The 16,598-nt window shown below is 65.9% G+C and carries 18 protein-coding genes; 5 read left to right on the top strand and 13 right to left on the bottom strand.

The window, feature by feature from the left end:
- Positions 1 to 22: 22 nt before the first annotated feature.
- Genes ACFPO9_RS05420 through flgB form a run of 3 tightly spaced genes read right to left on the bottom strand, consistent with a single transcriptional unit; the run spans position 23 to position 1,562 of the window.
- Positions 23 to 739, bottom strand: coding sequence for a flagellar hook assembly protein FlgD (locus ACFPO9_RS05420; RefSeq protein WP_379768199.1), 717 nt, complete (start codon positions 737 to 739; stop codon positions 23 to 25).
- A 19-nt stretch (positions 740 to 758) separates the two neighbouring features.
- Positions 759 to 1,160, bottom strand: a complete 402-nt coding sequence (gene flgC / locus ACFPO9_RS05415) for a flagellar basal body rod protein FlgC (RefSeq protein WP_379768197.1) — start codon at positions 1,158 to 1,160, stop codon at positions 759 to 761.
- A 3-nt stretch (positions 1,161 to 1,163) separates the two neighbouring features.
- The gene (flgB, locus tag ACFPO9_RS05410; RefSeq protein ID WP_379768195.1) at positions 1,164 to 1,562 is read right to left on the bottom strand and encodes a flagellar basal body rod protein FlgB; all 399 of its coding nucleotides are present in this window, start codon (positions 1,560 to 1,562) and stop codon (positions 1,164 to 1,166) included.
- A 159-nt stretch (positions 1,563 to 1,721) separates the two neighbouring features.
- Here flgB and flgA point away from each other — a divergent pair, with 159 nt between their 5' ends.
- The 3 genes from flgA (at position 1,722) to ACFPO9_RS05395 (ending at position 3,306) form a co-directional block, all read left to right on the top strand.
- Complete coding sequence (gene flgA / locus ACFPO9_RS05405; protein WP_379768193.1) at positions 1,722 to 2,426, top strand: flagellar basal body P-ring formation chaperone FlgA; 705 nt, start codon at positions 1,722 to 1,724, stop codon at positions 2,424 to 2,426.
- Between the two features lie 87 nt (positions 2,427 to 2,513).
- Positions 2,514 to 2,828, top strand: a complete 315-nt coding sequence (gene flgM, locus ACFPO9_RS05400) for a flagellar biosynthesis anti-sigma factor FlgM (protein WP_379768191.1) — start codon at positions 2,514 to 2,516, stop codon at positions 2,826 to 2,828.
- A 7-nt stretch (positions 2,829 to 2,835) separates the two neighbouring features.
- A complete protein-coding gene (locus ACFPO9_RS05395) occupies positions 2,836 to 3,306 on the top strand; it encodes a flagella synthesis protein FlgN (RefSeq protein ID WP_379768189.1) in 471 nt (156 codons plus the stop codon).
- 48 nt (positions 3,307 to 3,354) lie between these two features.
- On the opposite strand, the gene ACFPO9_RS05390 is transcribed toward ACFPO9_RS05395, so the two are convergent.
- Positions 3,355 to 5,451, bottom strand: coding sequence for a putative bifunctional diguanylate cyclase/phosphodiesterase (locus ACFPO9_RS05390; RefSeq protein WP_379768187.1), 2,097 nt, complete (start codon positions 5,449 to 5,451; stop codon positions 3,355 to 3,357).
- A 369-nt stretch (positions 5,452 to 5,820) separates the two neighbouring features.
- Here ACFPO9_RS05390 and ACFPO9_RS05385 point away from each other — a divergent pair, with 369 nt between their 5' ends.
- Positions 5,821 to 6,918 (top strand): M35 family metalloendopeptidase, encoded by a 1,098-nt coding sequence (locus ACFPO9_RS05385; RefSeq protein WP_379768185.1) that lies wholly within the window; start codon positions 5,821 to 5,823, stop codon positions 6,916 to 6,918.
- 120 nt (positions 6,919 to 7,038) lie between these two features.
- On the opposite strand, the gene ACFPO9_RS05380 is transcribed toward ACFPO9_RS05385, so the two are convergent.
- The 9 genes from ACFPO9_RS05380 to flhB all read right to left on the bottom strand — a co-directional run bounded on the left by ACFPO9_RS05380 (position 7,039) and on the right by flhB (position 15,903).
- Positions 7,039 to 7,527 (bottom strand): hypothetical protein, encoded by a 489-nt coding sequence (locus ACFPO9_RS05380; protein WP_379768183.1) that lies wholly within the window; start codon positions 7,525 to 7,527, stop codon positions 7,039 to 7,041.
- A 95-nt stretch (positions 7,528 to 7,622) separates the two neighbouring features.
- Positions 7,623 to 8,348, bottom strand: a complete 726-nt coding sequence (gene motD / locus ACFPO9_RS05375) for a flagellar motor protein MotD (protein ID WP_379768181.1) — start codon at positions 8,346 to 8,348, stop codon at positions 7,623 to 7,625.
- Between the two features lie 13 nt (positions 8,349 to 8,361).
- Entirely contained in the window at positions 8,362 to 9,105 is a 744-nt protein-coding gene (locus tag ACFPO9_RS05370; protein ID WP_379768179.1) for a flagellar motor protein, read from the bottom strand.
- A complete protein-coding gene (locus ACFPO9_RS05365; RefSeq protein WP_379768177.1) occupies positions 9,096 to 9,815 on the bottom strand; it encodes an RNA polymerase sigma factor FliA in 720 nt (239 codons plus the stop codon). Before ACFPO9_RS05365 ends, ACFPO9_RS05370 begins: the two co-directional genes overlap by 10 nt.
- Positions 9,816 to 9,829: 14 nt before the next feature.
- Positions 9,830 to 10,624 carry a MinD/ParA family ATP-binding protein gene (locus ACFPO9_RS05360; RefSeq protein ID WP_379768175.1) on the bottom strand — a complete coding sequence of 265 codons (795 nt, stop codon included), beginning with the start codon at positions 10,622 to 10,624 and terminating at the stop codon, positions 9,830 to 9,832.
- On the bottom strand, positions 10,617 to 12,104 hold the full coding sequence (gene flhF, locus ACFPO9_RS05355) for a flagellar biosynthesis protein FlhF (protein ID WP_379768173.1): 1,488 nt from the start codon (positions 12,102 to 12,104) through the stop codon (positions 10,617 to 10,619). The genes ACFPO9_RS05360 and flhF overlap by 8 nt, the downstream gene beginning before the upstream one ends.
- Before the next feature lie 134 nt (positions 12,105 to 12,238).
- Positions 12,239 to 12,478 (bottom strand): hypothetical protein, encoded by a 240-nt coding sequence (locus ACFPO9_RS05350; protein ID WP_379768171.1) that lies wholly within the window; start codon positions 12,476 to 12,478, stop codon positions 12,239 to 12,241.
- Positions 12,479 to 12,591: 113 nt separating this feature from the next.
- Complete coding sequence (gene flhA / locus ACFPO9_RS05345; protein WP_379768169.1) at positions 12,592 to 14,733, bottom strand: flagellar biosynthesis protein FlhA; 2,142 nt, start codon at positions 14,731 to 14,733, stop codon at positions 12,592 to 12,594.
- Positions 14,734 to 14,745: 12 nt separating this feature from the next.
- Positions 14,746 to 15,903 (bottom strand): flagellar biosynthesis protein FlhB, encoded by a 1,158-nt coding sequence (gene flhB, locus ACFPO9_RS05340; RefSeq protein ID WP_379768167.1) that lies wholly within the window; start codon positions 15,901 to 15,903, stop codon positions 14,746 to 14,748.
- Positions 15,904 to 16,174: 271 nt separating this feature from the next.
- Here flhB and ACFPO9_RS05335 point away from each other — a divergent pair, with 271 nt between their 5' ends.
- Positions 16,175 to 16,507, top strand: a complete 333-nt coding sequence (locus ACFPO9_RS05335; RefSeq protein WP_379768164.1) for a hypothetical protein — start codon at positions 16,175 to 16,177, stop codon at positions 16,505 to 16,507.
- Positions 16,508 to 16,598 lie beyond the last annotated feature (91 nt).

Genomic DNA, 16,598 nt, shown 5'->3' with positions numbered 1-16,598 from the left:
TTCTGCTCCTAGAAAAGTTCGATTACAGGACCTGCTTGATGTCTGCCAGCGTGACCCCGCCCTTCGAGGGCAGGTTCAGCTTGACGCCGTCGGTACTGTTGGTGGTGACCGACGCCACGCTGTCGAAGGACAGCGTCTTGGCGTCGGTCACCTTGTCGCCGCCGCGGGTGGCGACGACCTGGAAGGTGTAGTTGCCGTCCGCCACCGTGACCGGCTTGCCGTCGCTGTCCAGCTTGTTGGCATCGGGGACGCCGTCCCAGGCCAGCGGGATCACGCCGGCCTTCTGTGCGCCCAGGTCCATGGTCTGCACTTCCTTGCCGTTCTTGTCGCTGATGACGACCTTCATGCTGTCGACGTTGCTGGCCAGTTCCACCCCCAGGATCGCCTTGCTGCCCGACAGGGTCACGTTGCTGCCCTCGACCAGCACGCCGTGGCCGATCAGGTTGGTCGCCTGCATCGCTTCCGTGCTCTGGTAGCTGGCCTTGAGGGAGTTCAGGGTCTCGTTCAGCTTGTTCACGCCGGTGACGGTCTGCAGCTGCGCCAGCTGGCTGGTGACCTGGGCGTTGTCGAGCGGATTGAGTGGATCCTGGTTCTTCAGCTGGGTGACCAGCAGGGTCATGAACTTGTCGGTGTCGGCTTGCACGCTGTCGCCGCTGGTGGCGGCGGCCTTGGTGTTCATCGTCGACATCAGGTCGTTGATGGTGGCGGGCGAGCCGGTGTTGGTGTTAACGGTGGTCATGGGTGGGAACTTTCAGCGGTTACTGACCGATGGTCAGGGTCTTCAGCAGCATGGTCTTCGCCGCATTCATGGTTTCGACGTTGGTCTGGTAGGAGCGCGAGGCCGACAGCATGTTGACCATCTCGTCGACCACGTTCACGTTCGGCATCGTCACGAACCCCTTGTCGTCGGCCAGCGGGTTCTTCGGGTCGTACACCTGCTTCATCGGCGACGGGTCCTCGACCACTTCGCGCACCTTGACGGCGGTCGAGCCGTTGGTCACCGGCACGGCTTCGAACACGACCTGCTTGGCGCGGTAGGCTTCGCCCGTGGCGCTGGTGGCGCTGTCGGCGTTGGCCAGGTTGCTGGCGGTGGTGTTCAGGCGCGCCGACTGCGCGCTCATCGCCGAGCCGGCGACGTTGAAGACATTAAAGAGCGACATGGATTACTGGCCTCCCTGGATGGCGGCGAGCAGATTGTGAATCTGGTGGTTGATCATCGTGATGCCTGCTTCGTAGCGCAGCGCGTTGTCGGCGAACTGGGTACGTTCGGTGTCCATGTCGACCGTGTTGCCGTCGACGGCGCCCTGGGATACGTTGCGGTACAGGACCGGGGTGCCGTCCGCCAGCGCCTTGCCGTCCGCGGCCACCGAACCGTTGGCTATATGGGGCTGGGCGCCGCGCGCCAGCGCGCCCTGCAGGGCATTCGAAAAGTCGATGTCGCGCGCTTTGTAATTGGGCGTGTCGGCGTTGGCGATGTTCGACGCAAGCAGCTCCTGGCGCTGCGAGCGCAGGCTCAGCGCGGTTTCGTTGAAACGCAGGTAGTCGTCGAGTTTGCCGATCATGTCGCCTCCAGGGGCTAAGGTCTTATTGGACAGGATCGATCATACGGGCTCGCCGACTCTTCCAATCGGGCAATAAGGGGACCCAAAACAGGGCTATTCCAAGTTTCAGTACGGAATCAGGGCGCCTAAGATGGCAGGGTCGAACAGGATTTCCCATTTATGAAACGCCTCATCCGTACTCTTTTTGCCGCTGTCTCGCTGATCCCGCTGCTGACGCAGGCGGCGCCGGCCGTGCCGGCACGCCAGGACGCGAATGCGCTGCGCGCCGTGGCCGAACAGTTCCTGCTGACCCAGGCTGCCGGCCTGCCGGGCGAGGTGTCGGTGAAAGTCGGCGCGGTCGATCCGCGCACCGCGCTGGCGGGTTGCCCGGCGCCGGAAGCCTTCCTGCAGCCGGGCGCGCGCGCCTGGGGCAAGACCACGGTGGGCGTGCGCTGCACCGCCCCCTCCGTCTGGACCATCTTCATCCAGGCCCAGGTGAACGTCAAAGCCGAGTATGTGGCGGCGGCGGTGCCGCTGGCCCAGGGCCAGCCGGTCGAGCAGGGCCAGCTGATGTTGGTAAAAGGCGACATCGCGGCGATGCCCAACGGAATCATCACGGACATGGCGCAGGCCATCGGCCGCACCCCGACCGTCTCGCTGGCGGCCGGCACGCCGCTACGCCTGGATACCTTGAAGAGCAAACCCGTCGTGCAGCAGAACCAGGCGGTGCGTCTGGTGTTGAATGGCAATGGCTTTTCCGTGTCGTCCGAAGGCCGCGCGATCGGCACCGCCGGCGAAGGCCAGGTGGTGCAGGTGCGCACCGCGTCCGGCACGATGGTCAGCGGCACGGCCAGGGCCGGCGGTATGGTCGAGGTGGCCTTTTAACAGGTTTGGGACTAAAGTTTTCACTTGATACGCCGATAACCCAAGCAGATCCCGGGCTTTCTGTTCCGAACTGCAAAGGATGATGCTGTGAAAATCAACGATACCCTCAAGAACAACCCAGGCGTGCAGGCGAATACCACGCCGCCGGCCACCGCGAAGACCGCCGACAACGCGGCCGCGGCGACCGCCGCAGCGACCTCGCCTGCCGCCACCGACACCGTGCGCCTGTCCCAGCAAGGCCAGGCGCTGGCTGCCGGCAGCACGAATCAGGTGTTCGACGCCAAGAAAGTCGAGCGCATCAAGGCGGCCATCGCCGATGGCCAGTTCCAGGTAAATTCGGAGAAAGTGGCGGACGGCCTGCTGGAAACGGTACGCGACCTGCTGCACTCCCGCAAACGATAGACATTCCATGGCCATAGCATCCCCCGGCGCAACCCTGCGCGACGAACAGCAACTGATCGGCACCATCGTGGAGCTGATGAAAACGGAACAGCAGTTCCTGGTCAGTGCGGATGCCGATGGCCTCTCCAACCTCAGCCCGAAAAAGCTGCAGCTGGCCCAGAAGATGGCCGAGCTGGCGCGCCTGCGCCACCGGGCCCTGGGCGCCGCCGGTTTCCCCGCCGCGGAAAGCGGCATGGAGCCCTGGCTGGCGGTCGGCGGCAACGACGAGCTGCGCAGCCAATGGAACCAGCTCCTCGCCATGACGCGCGAAGCCAAGGAACTGAACCGCGTGAACGGCATGCTGGTCAACAAGCAGATGGCCCACACCCAGGGCATGCTGAACGCGCTGCGCCCGGCGGGCAATGGCGACGCCGGCGTGTATGGACCGGGCGGGCACACGGCGCCGAGCGGGCCTTCGAAGCGCTATCTGGTCGGCTGACGTCGTTCCCGCCTTCGCGGGAACGACGTGTGGCGCGGGAATGACGGCTTAAAGCTGCGCCTTCAGTAATTCCTCCACCGCCTCCGCCGTCACCGGCCGGCTGAAGTAAAACCCCTGCATCCGCTTGCAGCCGTGCGCGCCCAGGAAGTCCAGCTGGGCGGCGCTCTCCACGCCTTCGGCGATCACCTCCAGCTTCATCGACTGCGCCAGCGCGATCACCGCCTTGACGATGGCGGCGTCGTCGCCGTCCGCGATGTCGGAGACGAAGGAGCGGTCGATCTTCAGGCAGTGGATCGGGAAGCGCTTCAGGTTGGCCAGGTTCGAATAGCCGGTGCCGAAATCGTCGACCGCCAGGTGCACGCCCATGCTCGAGAGGCGCGTCATGGTCGCCGCGGCGGCGGACGGATTCTCCATCAGCACGCTCTCGGTGATCTCCAGCGTCAGCCAGGACGGCTCGCAGCCCGTTTCCTGCAGCAGGCGCTCGACCTTGCCCGCCACGTCCTGCTCGCGGAACTGGCGCGCCGACATGTTCACGCTCATGCGCGGCGGCGTGCCGCCGAGGAGCGCGGCAAAGCGCGCCTGCTGGCGCAGCGCCTCTCCCAGCACCCATTCGCCGATCGGCACGATCAGGCCGGTCTCCTCGGCCAGCGGAATGAAGTCGTTCGGCGGCACCATCGCCCCGCCCTCCGGCTGCCAGCGCACCAGCGCCTCGACGCCGACGATGCGGCCGCTGCCGGCGTCGACCTGCGGCTGGTAGTGCAGCACGAACTCGCTGCGCAGCAGGCCGCGCTGCAGGCCGTGCTCGATGCGCAGGTGGGCCTGGGCCTCGGCCGCCATCTCGTCGGCGTAGAACTCGTAGCGCTTGCCGCCGCTGGCCTTGGCGCGGTACATCGCGCTGTCGGCCGCCTTCAGCAGGGCTTCGCTGTCGCGCCCGTCGCCGGGGTACATGGCGATGCCGATGCTCCCCGACGGGAACACCTCGTGGCCGACCAGCGACAGCGGTTCGAACAGGCTCTCGAGCAGCTTGCCCGCCACCAGCGCGGCATCGTCGGGACTGGCCAGGTCGGCCAGCACCACCACGAATTCGTCGCCGCCCTGGCGCGCCACGGTGTCGCTCTCGCGCAGCGCGGCGGACAGGCGGCGCGCGATCTCGACGATCAGCTGGTCGCCGGCCTCGTGCCCGAGGCTGTCGTTGACGTGCTTGAAGCGGTCCAGGTCGATGAACATCACGCCCACCTGCCGGCGCGCGCGCTGGGCGTGGGCGATGGCCTGCGCCAGCCGGTCCTGCAGCAGCAGGCGGTTCGGCAGCCCGGTCAGGGCGTCGTGGCTGGCCATGCGCAGCAGCGCTTCCTCGGCCTCCTTGCGGCGCGAGATGTCCTGCACCGCGACGATCAGGCGCAGCTGGCCGGAGGCGGCTTCGCGCATGGTCGACGCGCTCAGCGCCACCCACACCGTGCGGCCGTCCTTGCACAGGTAGCGCGACTCGCGCCGGGCGTCGCGCGTCTCGCCGGCCACCAGGCGCCGCATCAGGGCCTTGTCCTCATCCAGTTCGTCCGGATGGGTGACCTGGTGGAAGAAGCGCTGCAGCAGTTCGATCTCGCTGAAGCCGACGATCTGCGACAGCTTGCGGTTCACGCGCACGAAACGCCCTTCGCGCGACAGCAGCGCGATGCCGATCGCGGCCTGGCTGAAGGTCAGGCGGAAGAATTCCTCGCTCTCCTGCAGGCGCTGCCTGGCCTGGCGGCGGAAGGTCACGTCCTGGCCGATCAGCAGCAGCTGGACGCCGCCGGACTGGGAGGTGCGGCGGATGTTGAACTCGAACCAGCGCACGCCGTCCGCGCGGCCGTCGACCGGCGCCATCACCGCATCCTGCGGCGCGCCGGTTTCCAGCGCCGCCGTCACGCGCTCGCCCAGCTCCACCGCCGGGATCAGGGATTCGAGGGAGGGCAAGCCGGCCAGCGCATCGTCGGGGATGCCGAGCATGGCGCTCATGGTGCTGTTGATGGCGCGGACGCGGCGCTGCTCGTCCACCACCAGCAGGCCGGCCGGCATGCCGTCGATGACCTGCAGCATGTCGTTCTTGCCCAGCTCGAGGAAGCGCTTGCGCGAGGCGATCGCGTCCGCTGAATTGTCTGATCCGCTCATAAATCCATTGTTCGATGTATGCGCCCGCAAGGGTAGCCGCAAAGCGAACATGCGGCGGCCACTGCGGCAGGCGTGGTCGCAGTGTTCAGGGTGCTGTGGGGCGTGTGGGCCGGCGCGCGCGCGATGTTCGGGCGGCGCATGAGCGATCAGGGGGAATTTATTCCGTCGTGAAACTCTTGTGTTCTTCCAGCATCATTTCATTCTAACAACGGTTGTCTAGTCAAGCGCGCAATTCTTTGTAACGGAGAGTCAATTCTCACCATTTGTTGCATTAAAGCTGCACGGCCTGTGCGGTTTCTTGCGGAGCGGCAATATTACTGGGTGCCGGCTTGCTACAAACGAGCTTTGAACCAGCCTCGGGAGAATCATATGGACCGGAAGTCGATCATGGGAGTGGCGCTGGCGGCAGGCGCCATGCTGAACACGGGCGCCGCGCTGGCCGCAGCCGGCGAGCTCACGGTACGGGTCACGCCGGAACGCCAGACCCTGGCGAAGAGCGACAACGTGGTCGTCGACGTGACCGTCACGAATGCCACCGCCGCCACGCAATACCTGCTGAAGTGGCAGACGCCGTTCGGCGCGATCGAGGCGCCGCTGTTCGAGGTGACGCGCGACGGCCTGCCGGTGCGCTACCTGGGCGTGCAGGTCAAGCGCCCCGCGCCCGTCCCCGCCGACTATGTCGCCCTCAGGCCGGGCGCCTCGCGCAGCGTGCGGGTCGAGCTATCGGCGCTGTACGACATGGGCGTCACCGGCGCCTACAGCGTGCGCTGGCGCGACGGCGCCACCCAGCTGTTCAGCCGCCCCGGCGTCGCGCGCGTGAGCACCAGCGCCACGAATGGCCAGTCGGCGCTGCCGGCCCGCGCCATCGCCCTGCCCGAGCCGGGGGCCGCTTCGGTGTGGATAGCCGGGCGCCTGCCGCGCGGCGCGTCCGAGCTTGTCAGCGCGCTGCCGGAAGGCGCGGGACTGTCCTTCAGCCGCTGCTCGAATGCCCAGCAGGAGGCGATCGCCGGCGCCGCGCAGGCAGCACAGGCGATGGCGCAGGATGCCGGCGCCTACCTGCAGGCAAAGTCCCTGGGCGCGCGCTATGCGAGCTGGTTCGGGGCCGCCGATCCGGCGCGCTCGAGCACGGTGACGGCCCACTTCCAGGCGATCAAGGAGGCCTTCGCCGGCAAGCCGGTGACGGTCGACTGCGGCTGCAACGAGTCTTACTACGCGTATGTGTACCCGAGCCAGCCCTACAAGATCTATGTGTGCAAGGCCTTCTGGAGCGCGCCGATGACCGGCACCGACTCGAAGGGCGGCACCCTGGTGCACGAGATGAGCCACTTCAATGTGGTGGCGGGGACCGACGACTGGGTGTATGGGCAGTCGGGGGCGGCCAGCCTGGCGATCAGCAATCCGTCGCAGGCAATCGATAACGCCGATTCGCATGAGTATTTTGGGGAGAATACGCCGGCGCTGCAGTAACCCCCCCCCCCCCGTCGTCCCCGCGCAGGCGGGAATAGTGCCCCCGGCACTATTCCCGCCAAGTGCGGCGAGTCGCCACGAAAGTCAACTTGGGTCCCCGCCTTTGCGGGGACGACGGTGTTAACGCTGCGTGTGACTGAACATCACCGCCTCGGTCGCAAAATCCGCCGCCGACTCGAGCTGCCGCACGTCCGACAACGCCGCCCCATCGTAGCGGATCACATAGGTATGCGTCCCCGGACTGAAGGCATAGGCCTCGGTGATGTCGATGGTATGCGTATGCGCGGAGTGCGGGGCCAGTTCGACGTAGTCGTCCAGCGTCGGCGGCCCGCGCTTGACCATGCGGCCGGTATAGGGCACCTCGGCGTCGCCGGGATGCCGGCGCAGGTCGAACAGGCGGCGCGTCAATGCCGTGTCGGCCGCGATCTCGCGCGGCAGGCCGGCCCGGCGCTCGCCGCGGTTCTCGATCCTGAAAGTCACCAGGACCTTGTCATGCCTGGCGTCGACGCTCAGGCTCGCATGCACATTCATCGGTTTTTCTCCATCGGCGCCGGCGGCCGCGGCCGTCATGGCCCATAGCGCGGCGCACAGCATCGTTCGTCTTCGCATCGACAGCTCCTGCCGGGTTGGGACGATTGTGGACCGCCATGGTGGAAATGCCAAGCGTGCGCGCCATGCGTGGGCACGGGGTGCCCACGCATGGTTTATTCGGCGAGGATGGTGACGGCGACGCGGCGGTTGCGGGCGCGGCCGATGGGGTCGTCGTTGGAGGCGATCGGCTGGTTGGCGCCGCGGCCGACCGCGGCCAGGCGGCGTTCAAGCACGCCGCTCTCGACGAACAGCCGCACCACGGTGCTGGCGCGCACCGCCGAAAGTTCCCAGTTCGAGGGGAAGGCGGTGGTGGCGATCGGGGTGGTGTCGGTGTGGCCTTCGACTTCGATGGCGTGCGTGTCGTCCTTCAGCAGGCCGGCGACGGTGCGGAGGGTTTCCTTCGCGTTGCCGACCAGGCCGGCGTCGCCTTCGTCGAACAGCACGCTGGCGTTGATCTCGACAGTGACGCCGCGCGCGTTCTGGGTAACACGCACCTTGCCGCTGTCGACCAGCGGCTTGAGGACGCTGTTCAGCTTGCGGGCCAGCAGATCCAGGCGCACGCGGTCGCGCTTGGCCTCTTCCGCGCGCTTGCGGGCGATGATGTTCGCCAGCGGCAGCGGTTCGACCTCGACCGCGGTATTGATCTTCGTGGCCGCGCCGCGCCTGCCGAAAGCGTCGCCGAGGGCATCCGACAGCACCTTGTACTTGCCGACGTTGACCACCGAAACCGCGTACATCACCACGAAGAAGGCGAACAGCAACGTGATGAAATCGGCGTAGGAGATCAGCCAGCGCTCGTGGTTCTCGTTGTCTTCGACGTAGCGTTTTCGGCGCGTCATGAGCGGCCCCGGCTCAGTACGGCGCCGTCAGGCAGGCGATGCGTTCCTCGAGCACCCGGGTGTAGTCGCCGGTGGCGATGTCGTGGAACACGTCGGTGAGGATCTCGTACTGCAGCACCTGCTCGGCGACGATACTCTTGATCTTGTTCCCGACCGGGTAGAACAGCAGGTTGGCCAGGCCCACGCCATACACCGTGGAGACGAAGGCGACCGCGATGCCGGCGCCGAGGCGCGAGGGGTCGCTCAGGTTTTCCATCACGTGGATCAGGCCCAGCACGGCGCCCAGGATCCCGACCGTCGGCGCATAACCGGCCGCCGATTCCCAGATGCGCGCCGCCTGGCGCTCGCGCATCTCATAAGTGTTGATCTCGGTGAACAGCAGGCTGCGCAGCTTGTCCGGCTGGATGCCGTCGACCACCAGGCGCAGGCCCTTCTGGATGAAGGGATCGGCCTTGGTCATGTACTGTTCCAGGGAGAGCAGGCCGTCGCGGCGCGCCGACAGGCTCCACAGATGGATTTCGCGCGCCAGCTCCTGGCGGCGGTCGGGCGGCGGGGCGAACACCCAGCGCAGCATGCGCAGGCCGCGGAGGAAGGCGGATTTTTTGGTCTGCAGCAGCACGGCGCCGAAGGTGCCGACCACCACGATCGCGAAGGCGGCCGGCTGCACCAGCGAAGAGAACTTGCCGCCGTCGAGGGTATGGCCGACCAGGATGCCGGCAATCGCCAGCACCAGCCCGAGCAGGCTGGCTATGTCCACGCAAGCTCCTTGAGATAGGTACGCATGCGGCCCACGGCCTGGCTGTGCAGCTGCGAGACGCGCGATTCCGACACGCCCATCACCGCCCCGATCTCCTTCAGGTTCAGTTCTTCCTCGTAATACAAGCCCATCAGGATCTTCTCCCTCGGCGGCAGGTTGTCGATGGCGTCGATGACGGCCTGGCGGAAGTCGGTCTCCAGCAGCGCGCGCAGCGGATCGTCGTCATCGACGGCATAGCGGTCGAGCCAGCTGTCGTTGCCGTCTTCGTCATGGAAATCTTCGTAATAGACCAACTGGTGGCCGCCGGAATCGCCCAGCATTTCCTGGTAATCGGCCAGCGAAAGCTTGAGGCTTTTCGCGATCTCGGATTCGCTGGGCGCGCGGCCGAGCTGCTGCTGCAGGGTCGCCATCGCCTGTTCCACCTTGCGCATGTTCTGGCGTGTCGAGCGCGGCAGCCAGTCGTTGCTGCGCAATTCGTCCAGCATGGCGCCGCGGATGCGCAGCACCGCATAGGTCTCGAACTGGGCGCCGTGGTTTTCTTCGTAGCGTTGAATCGCATCGAGCAGGCCGATCATGCCCGCCTGTACCAGGTCGTCGACTTCGACGGACGGCGGCAGCTTCGCCTTCATCTGGTGGGCGAGACGCTTCACCAACGGCGCATGCTCCGTCAGCAAATGATTCTTGTCCGCTTTCCCTTTAGCCGTGTACATGTTCTTTCTGTTTATTATGCTGCGCGGCTCACGCCCGTTGCAAAACGTCCGGCCAGGCGGCGGAATGCCACCGACGCGCCCGCCAGCGGGAAGGCGTCGACCACCGCACGGCCCAGGCGCGCGGCGCGCTGCAGGTACTCGTCGGCGGGCACCGAGCCCATGGAGCTAAGCGTTACTGCCAGGTAACGTGTTGCCGCAGATGACATATTATCGTATACCACCTTCGCCTCGGCTTCGGTAGCGCCGGTGACAAGGATACCGAAAGGGCGGCGCCCCAGGTGTTGCGACAGGCGCTTGACCAGCGCATAGGCGTTCGTGATGGACGTCGCGCCGGTCGAGACCTGGACCACGATCTCCGAGGATTCCATGATCGGCACCGGGAAGCCGCCCTCATCCGAAAATTCGCCGTCGACGATCACGATGCTGCCGGCCGCCTGCTTGACCAGCACGTCGAAGGCTTTCGCCAGGCGGCGCCTTTCGTCCGCGGTGCGGCCCGGGCGCATCTTCACCACCGAAAAACCCTGGGGCGCCGGATGGATCACCTGGTTCAGCGCGCACTCCTGGCGCGCCACCTCCAGCAGGCCGGGACCGCGGTCCACGCCCAGGCGCTGGGCCACGCCGTAGTCGTGCTCGCAGGCGTCGACGATCAGCACGTCATTGCCGCTCTGCGCCAGCGAGGCGCCGAGGTTCACCAGCATGGCGCCCTTGTCGTCCTGCGCGGTCGCCGAGAGGAAGGTCACGATGCGTGGCTTCGGACCCGCCAGCATCCGGCGCAGGCCTTCGGCCTGGTCGAAATCAAAACTAGCCAATGGTCACCTCGCGCAGCGAACGGTCGTTGTTCAGGTTGCCGAGGCCGGACATCATCAGCGGCAGGTCGGCGTCGGAAAATTGCGCGGCAGCGTCTTTTTTGGTGCGAAAGGCACGGTCGACCAGCATGGCGCGATCGGCCAGGTGCAGGTCTTCCGGCACGCGCTGGCCATTCGAAATGTAATGCAGGTTCAGTTTCTGGCGTATGATCACGTCCAGCACGTTGCCGATCGACGCGGCTTCGTCCATCTTGGTCATGATGCAACCGGCCAGGCCGGTGCCCTGGTAGGCGCGCACCACTTCGTTCAGGGTCTCGTTGGTCGAGGTGGCGTTCAGGCACAGCAGGCGCTGCACGTTGGCGCCCGATTCCGTCAGCATGGCCACCTGTTCCGTCACCATCTGGTCGCGCTGCGACATGCCGATGGTGTCGATCAGCACGGTGTGCTTGTTGCGCAGTTCTTTCAGTGCGATCCGCAGGTCGGCCTCGTCCTTCACAGAGTGCACCATCACGCCCAGGATCTTGCCGTAGATGCGCAGCTGCTCATGGCCGCCGATACGGTAGGCGTCGGTAGTGATCAGGGCCAGCTTTTCCGGGCCGTGGCGCATCACGCAGCGCGCGGCCAGCTTGGCGGTGGTGGTGGTCTTGCCGACGCCGGTCGGGCCGACCAGGGCGAACACGCCGCCGCGGTCGAGGATCGCGTCCTCATCCGACATCGAGGTGATGTTGCGTGCCAGGACCGTCTTGATCCAGCGGAGGGATTCGGCGGCATCCTTGCCGGCCGGGAGCTTGTCGATCAGGTAGCGCGACAGGCTGGCCGAAAAACCGGCCGCCAGCATCTCGCGCAGCACGACGGCCTTCTGCGGCTCGCGCTGCTGGGTGCTGCCCCAGGACAGCTCGGACAGCTGGGTTTCCATCATGCCGCGCATGGCGCGCAGCTCGCTCATCATGCCCTGCATCTCGGCGGCGGCCGCGTTGGCAGCGGACTCCTTGGCCTGGGCGATGGCGGCCGACATCATGGCGGTCATTGCGGCCATGTCGAAACTTGGTGCTTCCGGCTGCGGTGCGCGGCGGTTGACATAGGTTTGCGGGGCCGGCGCCGGTTCTTCGAAATCCTGGAAGGACGGCATGGCCGGGCGGCTTGCCGGTGCGCGCATTGCCGGCTCCGCCTGAATGTTGCTGAAGCTGCGGGCTGCCGGCGCGTCGTAGGGACGCGGTGCGCCCGCTTCGTGCAGCGCGCGCGCGGCCGGGGCTGCAGCTTGCGGGAGATCGTCCATGTGGTGCAAATGGGGGCGCGGGGCCGCCATGTCCGACTCCGGCGAAGGCGAAGCCAGCGAGGCGACGTCGTCGTTGTCCAGCGCCAGGATCTCGACCACGCCATCCACCGGGCGGTTCGACAGGATGACCGCGTCCGGTCCCAGGGCATCGCGCACCTTGCGCAGGGCCTCACGGGAAGTCGGGGCTGTAAATTTCTTCACGTTCATCGTCGGTCTCCGCTCATGCAGGCAGGTGTTACAGGTTAATCGTCTATAACAGGATTATTGACGATGCCGCCAGGAAACCATCGGAGGAAAAGGATGGGGAAACAGGGCTAATTCCAGCAAACCCAGGGGAGGCCTTACTTGCGCCGCAGACTCCGCCGCGGGCCATGTTGGGACAGCACACGCGCTGCAAGCTCGTCGCTGACGCCGCTGCGGCGCAAGAACAAAGCCGCGTCATGAAGCTCCAGCACGTTCCGGATGCCGATAGCATGGGTAACCAGATCGGCCTGGACAGCGTCCCGCCGACGCTCGACGCCACCCGGGCGGCGCTGGTCGGCGGCTGCAATCAAGTTGGCGGTCCATTTGTCGGCAGTCATTTCGCCACGGTACCGCCGCCCAAAGGCCCGTCTGGTGATCTTTCTCAACGGTGTTGCGGCTGCATGCGGACCGCTTGCATATCGTGGGCATGGGGTGCCCACCCTACTGGTATTTACGCCGCGCCTACCAGGCTGGTCACCCGGATTGTCTTGGTTTCCGGAATCTCCGAATGCGACAACACCTTCAACTGCGGCAGCGCCCGGCGCAGGAAACGCGACAGCAGCGTCCGCAGCGGCCCCGGCACCAGCAGCACCGGCGTGAAGCCCATCGCCTCCTGCTGCTGGGCCGCGTTGGCGGCCTGCTGGACGATGGTGTCGGCCAGGCCCGGCTCGATGCCGGTGCCGTCGCCGCCGGCATTCAGGGCCTGGACCAGCAGGCGCTCGAGGCGGTTATCCAGGGTCATCACCGACAGCTCGTTGGTGCCCGGGAACAGCTGCTGGACGATGGCGCGGCCCAGTGCGATACGCACCAGCGCGGTCAGGTCGTTCGGATCGGCGGTCGAGCCGGCATGTTCCGACAGCGATTCGATGATGGTGCGCATGTCGCGGATATGCACGCCTTCCTGCAGCAGGTTCTGCAGCACCTTCTGCAAGGTCGACAGCGACACGACCTTCGGCACCAGGTCCTCGACCAGCTTGGGCGCATCTTTTGCCAAATGGTCAAGAAGTGCCTGCACTTCCATGCGGCCCAGCAGTTCCGATGCATGGGTGGTGATCAGGTGGTTCAGGTGGGTGGCGATGACGGTGCCGGCGTCGACCACGGTATAGCCCATGCTCTGCGCCTCGTCCTTCAGGCCGGCGTCGATCCAGACCGCCGGCAGGCCGAAGGCCGGATCGGTGGTCGGCTGGCCCGGCAGCGTGCCGCTGGCCATGCCTGGATTGATCGCCAGGAACTGGCCGTTCATCGCCTCGCCGCTGCCCACTTCCACGCCTTTCAGCGAGATGCGGTAGGCCGAGGGCTTCAGCTCCAGGTTGTCGCGGATGTGTACCGGCGGCGCCAGGAAGCCGACTTCCTGCGCGAACTTCTTGCGGATGCCTTTGATGCGCTTGAGCAGCTCGCCGGCCTGGCCCTTGTCGACCAGCGGAATCAGGCGGTAACCCACTTCCAGGCCCAGGGTGTCGACCGGCATGACATCCTGCCAGGTTGCCTCTTCCTGCTCGGCCGGCGCGGCGGCACTCGCGCCGCCTGCGCCAGCCGCGGCGCCCGCCGCACCGCCCTGCCCCGCTGCACTGGCCGCACCCGGCGACCCTGCCGCCAGCGCGTTCTTCTGGCGCTTTTCCACCAGGTAGCCAACGCCGAACAGGGCGCTGCCCAGCAGCAGGAACACCAGGTTCGGCATGCCCGGGATCATGCCCATGCCGCCGATGATGCCGCCGGTGATGTACATGACGATCGGACGGCCGAACAGCTGGCCGACGACCTGGTCGCCGACGTCCTGATCGCTGGCCACGCGCGAGACGACCATACCGGCCGCGATCGAGATGATCAGCGAGGGGATCTGCGCGACCAGGCCGTCACCGATGGCCAGCAGGGTGTAGTTCTTGATCGCGTCGGCGAAGGACATGTCGTGCTGGAGCATGCCGACGATCAGGCCGCCGATCACGTTGATCAGGGTCACCAGGATGCCGGCGATCGCGTCGCCGTGCACGTACTTCGAGGCACCGTCCATCGAACCGTAGAACTCGGCTTCCATCGCCACGTCCGAGCGGCGCTGCTTGGCTTCCGCTTCGCCGATCAGGCCGGCGTTCAGGTCGGCGTCGATCGCCATCTGCTTGCCCGGCATTGCGTCCAGTGCAAAGCGCGCGCCCACTTCGGCGATACGGCCGGCGCCCTTGGTGACGACCATGAAGTTGATGATGGTGAGGATGATGAACACCACCAGGCCGACCGTGTAGTTGCCGCCGATGAGGAAGTGGCCGAAGGCTTCGATCACCTTGCCGGCCGCCGCGCCGCCGGTGTGGCCCTCGGTCAGCACCACGCGGGTCGAGGCCACGTTCAGCGCCAGGCGCAGCAGGGTCGTCACCAGCAGCACCGCCGGGAAGGCCATGAAGTCGAGCGGCTTGACCGTGTACAGGGCGGTCAGCAGCACGATGACCGACATCGCGATGTTAAAGCTGAAGAACAGGTCGAGTGCGAACGCCGGCAGCGGCAGGATCATCATCGACAGCAGCAGGATGATGAGGATAGGCGCCGCCAGCGCGTTGCCGCGTCCCAGGATCGCCTTGGCCCATGCCGGCAGTGTGAAACCGTTCATTGCTTTATTCCTTTAATGCTTTTGCTGCGACGCCGGATTGAAGGGATCCATCTCCGGCGGCACCGCCAGCTTGCTCGGGCGATCCGGATAATGGTCGCTGGTGCCCTTGGTGTAGGCGCGCAGCTGGTAGACATAGGCCAGCACTTCGGCCACCGCCGAGTACAGGGCTTCCGGGATCTCGTCGTCGATGTCGGTGTGCTTGTACAGCGCACGGGCCAGGGCCGGAGCTTCGAGCAGCGCGACCTTGTTCTCTTTCGCGATCTCGCGGATCTTCGCCGCGACTTCGTCGGTACCCTTGGCCACCACGCGCGGCGCGCCGCGGCCGTTCTCGGCATACTTCAGCGCCACCGCGAAGTGGGTCGGGTTGGTCACGACCACGTCCGCGGTCGGGACGTTGCTCATCATGCGCTTGCGCGCCATCTCGCGCTGCAGCTGGCGGATCTTGCCCTTGATCTGCGGGTTGCCGTCCGATTCCTTGGATTCCTGGATCACTTCCTGGCGCGTCATCTTCAGTTTGTTGGCGTAGTGCCAGATCTGGTACGGACCGTCCAGCAGGGCAATCGCGCCGAGCGCGCCGACCATGGTCAGGAATGCCTTGGCCAGCAGGCCGCCAAGGTGCGGCATGGCGGCGCCGAGCGGCTCGACCGCCAGGCCGATCACGGCATCCTTCTGGCTCATCACCACATACCAGGCGACCGCCCCCACCAGCAGGGTCTTGGCGACCGCCTTGAGCAGCTCGACCAGGGCATTGGTCGACACCATGTTGCCAAGGCCGTTCATCGGGTTCAGCTTGCCGAAATTCGGCATGAAGGACTTGGCGCTGAAATTCCAGCCACCGATCAGCAAGGGCGAGACCACGGCGACCAGCATGATGGCGATCGCCAGCGGCAGGCAAACCAGCATGACGCCGGCAACGTCCGCGATGACGCGCTCGATCAGGAGACTCGGGTTGGTGATCTGTTCACGGTCGAGCGACAAGCCGCGCTGGAGCGTGGTGGAAAGCTTGTCGACCACGCCGCCGCCCAGCATCCACAGGCTGGCGCCAGCGGTCATCAGGACGGTGAAGGTCGCAACTTCGCGCGAACGGGGGATGTCGCCGTTTTCGCGTGCCTGTTTCAGGCGTTTGGGTGACGCTGGTTCTGTCTTTTCCGCGTTGCTGCTTTCCGCCATGTCCTGTTCCCGCTTCCGCTCCGGTTGGGCCGGCTGCGCCACCGGCTTGGATTCAGGATGGGATTATTCCAGATGTTGCCGTGGGGCCATAGAGCGAACAGGTGGGGAAACGGGTGTCTTTTCCGTTCTGGTACTCGCTGCCCCGTGGAAAAAACCTCACACTTTCAGGGTGGACTAGCAGATTGATAAGACTACAGTGAATCGAAGCAACATTTCATTGTTATAATCAGTTAGCAAGCATTTGCTGCCCCCTATTGACTAAAGGAACATTATGAAAAAGATCATCGCAACTGCCGCTATCCTGAGCATGATGTCGGCACCGGTGCTGGCACAAACGACCGCGGGCGCCGCCACCAATGCTGGCAACGCAGGCGCTGCTGCCGGCCAGACCGCTGGTGCTGCCGGTACCGGCGCAACCGCAGGCACCGGCGCTGCCGCCGGTACGGCTGCCGGTACGGCTGCCGGCGCGGCCGGCTCGGCCGGTTTCCTGGGCGGTGCCGCCATTGCCGGCGTGTCCGTCGGTACCGTGGTTGCCGTCGGTGCCGCCGTTGCTGCCGTAGCCGTTGCCGCTTCGGACAACAACTCGACCACCACCCACCACTAATCGCTTGCGGAGGGCTTTGCGCCTTCCTCCAGCCGGCACGATGCAATACGGCCGCGGCATTTCTGGCGCGGCCGTATTTATTTCTGCTCTA

Source organism: Massilia aerilata, assembly GCF_042656905.1.
Taxonomy (GTDB): Bacteria; Pseudomonadota; Gammaproteobacteria; order Burkholderiales; family Burkholderiaceae_D; genus Telluria; species Telluria aerilata.
This window is presented reverse-complemented; position numbering and strand designations above follow the sequence as displayed.